The organism is Rhodoferax sp. UBA5149 (assembly GCF_002413825.1).
Taxonomy (GTDB): domain Bacteria; phylum Pseudomonadota; class Gammaproteobacteria; order Burkholderiales; family Burkholderiaceae_C; genus Rhodoferax.
The window spans coordinates 38,626-42,246 of sequence record NZ_DHXT01000161.1 but is presented as its reverse complement, the minus strand read 5'-3'; the positions used below and the strand labels follow the sequence as shown (position 1 = coordinate 42,246).

5 protein-coding genes are annotated in these 3,621 nt (G+C 64.7%); 1 reads left to right on the top strand and 4 read right to left on the bottom strand.

Annotated elements, in window-relative coordinates; genetic code table 11:
• Positions 1–1,118 (bottom strand): dihydroxy-acid dehydratase (locus B3V69_RS14635; RefSeq protein ID WP_296447739.1); only part of this gene is annotated, 1,118 nt, incomplete at its 3' end.
• Positions 1,119–1,255: 137 nt separating this feature from the next.
• Between B3V69_RS14635 and B3V69_RS14630 the strand changes: the two genes are divergently transcribed.
• Positions 1,256–1,558, top strand: coding sequence for a superoxide dismutase family protein (locus B3V69_RS14630; RefSeq protein ID WP_296447737.1), 303 nt, complete (start codon positions 1,256–1,258; stop codon positions 1,556–1,558).
• Positions 1,559–1,573: 15 nt separating this feature from the next.
• Here B3V69_RS14630 and B3V69_RS14625 read toward each other — a convergent pair whose 3' ends face one another.
• From B3V69_RS14625 to B3V69_RS14615, 3 genes are all read right to left on the bottom strand, one after another.
• Positions 1,574–2,104 carry a nucleotidyltransferase family protein gene (locus B3V69_RS14625; RefSeq protein ID WP_296447736.1) on the bottom strand — a complete coding sequence of 177 codons (531 nt, stop codon included), beginning with the start codon at positions 2,102–2,104 and terminating at the stop codon, positions 1,574–1,576.
• Positions 2,101–3,120 (bottom strand): XdhC family protein, encoded by a 1,020-nt coding sequence (locus B3V69_RS14620; RefSeq protein WP_296447734.1) that lies wholly within the window; start codon positions 3,118–3,120, stop codon positions 2,101–2,103. Before B3V69_RS14620 ends, B3V69_RS14625 begins: the two co-directional genes overlap by 4 nt.
• A gap of 57 nt (positions 3,121–3,177) precedes the next feature.
• Positions 3,178–3,621: molybdopterin cofactor-binding domain-containing protein (locus tag B3V69_RS14615; RefSeq protein ID WP_296447732.1), on the bottom strand; the 444-nt coding region annotated here is incomplete at its 5' end.

Genomic DNA, 3,621 nt, shown 5'->3' with positions numbered 1-3,621 from the left:
AACTGGTTGACATCGGCGCTGCCATTGGGATAGACGCGCGTCAACAGGGGCACCACGTCGGACAGGGCCGAAAAATCATTCCAGTCGATCAGGATGCCCGCGGCGCGCGCCACCGCCACCCAATGGATCAGATGGTTGGTCGAGCCACCGGTCGCCATCAAGGCCACCATCGCGTTGACGATGCTGCGCTCGTCCACCACCTGACCGATCGGCGGACATGCGGCCCCCACGCTTGTCACTGCGTGTACAGCGCTGCCCCCCGAGGGGGCCCGATCGCCTTGGGGCGGCCCGGCGGCGATCGATCCCTTGCCTCGGAGCACCGTGCGCACCGCTTCGCGCGTCAGCTCCTCGCGCATGGCGGCACCGGGGTTGATGAAGGCCGTGCCCGGCACATGCAGGCCCATGGCTTCGAGAAGCATCTGGTTGCTGTTGGCGGTACCGTAAAAGGTGCAGGTGCCGGGCGCGTGGTAGGCCCGGGACTCGGCGTCCAGCAGCTCCGCCCGCCCCACCAGGCCCAGCGCGGCCTGCTCGCGCACCTTGGCTTTTTCGTTATTCGACAGGCCCGAGGTCATGGGGCCGGCCGGCACAAACACGGTCGGCAAATGACCAAAATGCAGCGCGCCGATCAAAAGGCCGGGCACGATCTTGTCGCACACGCCCAGCATCAGCGCGCCATCAAACACATCGTGACTCAGCGAGACGGCGGTGGCCATGGCAATCACGTCGCGCGAGAACAGGCTGAGCTCCATGCCGGGCGTGCCCTGGGTCACGCCGTCGCACATGGCGGGCACGCCGCCGGCCACCTGCGCCGTGGCGCCCAGGCGGCGGGCCTCGGTCTTGATGATGTCGGGGTAATGCTGCAACGGCGCGTGGGCCGACAACATGTCATTGAAGGCGGTCACGATGCCAATATTGGGCGCGCGCTCGGCCACGACACGAAACTTGTCATTGGCTGGCAGCGCGGCGAAAGCGTGCGCCACATTCGCACAGCCCAGCCGCTCGGCACCGGGTTTGCGATTGGCGGCCAGCGCCAGACGATCCAGGTAGGCGCTGCGCGTGACCCGGCTGCGTTCACGGATGCGTGCCGTGACAGCCTCAACGGTTGAATGGAGTTTCATGGGATGTTGGTAACAAAATTACAAACTTAATGGTACTCCGGAACCCGTGCCAGGGGAGAGGCCGCTGTTACGAGATGGTTACCAAAACAAGGCCCTCGAACCGATCGAGATGGGCCTGCCGGAAATAGGGTTTCAAATTGCACGACCGGCAAGATTGCCCTACATTCACCACTCACATTTCAAGTCGCGGAGGTCTAGATGATTCGACTTATTGCGCCGGTTGCGGCAGCTTTTTTCGTGGCAACCTGCCCAGCCTGAAGGCCGACGCCAGCGGCACGGCCAGCATCAGATTTGAGTCCACCACGCTATCGTTGGGTAGCGGCAAGACCGACGTGCTGGGACGCGGTCTGATCGTGCACCGTGATGCGGACGATTACACCACCCAGCCCACCGGCAACTCGGGCCCGCGCGTGGCCTGCGGCGTCATCGCCAGGACCTGAGCCGGGCGCTGATTCTCAGGCGCCCTGCATCAGCCGCGCGGCGGCCTGCAGATCCTCGACGGTGTCGATGTCGGTCACGCAACCGACATCGTCCACTATAAATTCAATAGCGGCATGCGCACGAACGACGGGGGCTGCACCCTGATTTCCCTTCAAGGCCAGGAGGGCCGGGCGACACCGGGCCGCAAACCCGACCGGGTGCCCGCGCTGGCCCCGATACACCGGCACCACCACCTCATGATCACTCAACGCCGCCGCCACGGCACGCAAGGTGTCGCTTTGAATCAAGGGCAAGTCAGCCGGCAGAATCAGCCAGCCAGCCGCTTGTGCCGTAGCCCGCACCGCCGCTGCTATCGAATCACCCATGCCAGGGTGACCGGCGTCTTCAAGATGCCACGGCAGGCCACTGGCCTGCACCGCGTCCAGCGTGTGTTGCAGCACCGTCTTGTCGCCCAGGCGCGCCTGCAGTTTGTGGGTGCCGCCGCCCGATGCGGCAAAACGCTCGCCGCGCCCGGAGGCAAGAATAATGACAGTGGGTGAACTCAAGTCAGCGCGCAGCCCGCCGTGGTGGCCACTGCGCCGGTCACGGCATTTTTGACCTGAACGATCTCGGCCACGATGGAGACGGCAATCTCGGCCGGTGTTTTGGCCCCCAGCGCCAGACCGACCGGGCCATGCAGGCGGGCCAGCTCCTCAGCGCTCAGATCGAAGTGCTCGGCCAGTCGCTGTTTGCGGGTCTCCTGGTTACGCCGCGAGCCCAAGGCCCCGACGTAAAAGGCATTGGATTGCAGCGCTTCGAGCAAGGCCATGTCGTCAAGTTTGGGGTCGTGCGTGAGGGCCACGATGGCCGTGTGGGCATCGGGCACGAGTTCGCGCACGACATCGTCGGGCATGCCTTCGACACGCCGGATGCCACTCATCCCCAGCAGGCCAGCCCCCAGGGTGGCCGCATATTCTTCGCGCGGGTCGCACACCAGCACGTCAAAGTCGAGCATGACGGCCATCTGCGCCACGGCCTGAGACAACTGGCCGGCGCCAATCAGCAGCAGGCGCCACTTCGGGCCAAACACGGTGCTCAATGTTGAGCCGTCGAACTGCAGGGTCTGACCGCGCACGGCATCCGACAGCTGCACCGCGCCGGTCGCCAGCGTCAGCGTGCGCGCCACCAGCTGATGGGCCGCCGTGCGTGCCAGCAATTGCGCCACCCAAGCGGTGTCGAGCAAGGGCTCCTGCACCAGGCGCAAGGTGCCGCCGCAGGGCAAGCCAAAGCGGGTGGCTTCTTCCTTGCTGACACCGTAGGCGATCATGGCGGGCTTGCTCAAAGCGGGGGTACCCGCATCGAGCGCCTTGAAGCTGGCTTTGGTGCGGGCGATCAAATCGTCTTCAACGCAGCCGCCCGAGACCGAACCGCTCACCACGCCGTCGTCACGCACCGCCAGCAAGGCACCCGGTGGCCGCGGCGCACTGCCCCAGGTTTCCACCACGGTGACCAGCGTGACCGCATGACCAGCGCTGCGCCAGGCCAGGGCATCACTCAAGACTCTGAGATCAAGACTTTCCATTAACCCACCTGTTATTGCGCGCGCCCTTCCCGCTCAGGAAAGGGCGCTCTGGCCAGTTTAAGCCTGCTGGATGGCTTGCGCCGTCATGGGCAGTTTACGCACGCGTTTGCCGGTAAGCGCCGCCACCGCGTTGGCAATGGCGGGCACCACCAGCGCCGTCGCTGGCTCACCAATACCACCGGGCTTCTCGGTGCTTGGCACCAACACAATATCGATCTGCGGCGCCTCGTGCATGCGCACCACGGGATAGTTGTTGTAGTTGGTCTGCTGCACACGCCCCTTGTCCAGGGTTATTTCCTGCATCAGTGCAGACGACATGCCGAACACGATGCTGCCCTGGATCTGGGCTTCGACCGTATCAGGATTGACCATGCGGCCCAAGTCCGCTGCGACGGTCACGCGGTGCACGATGACCTCGCCATTTTTCAGCGAGACCTCGGCCACCTGGGCCATGTAGGTGTCATAACCTTCCATCAGCGCAATGCCACGGGCCCGGCCTGC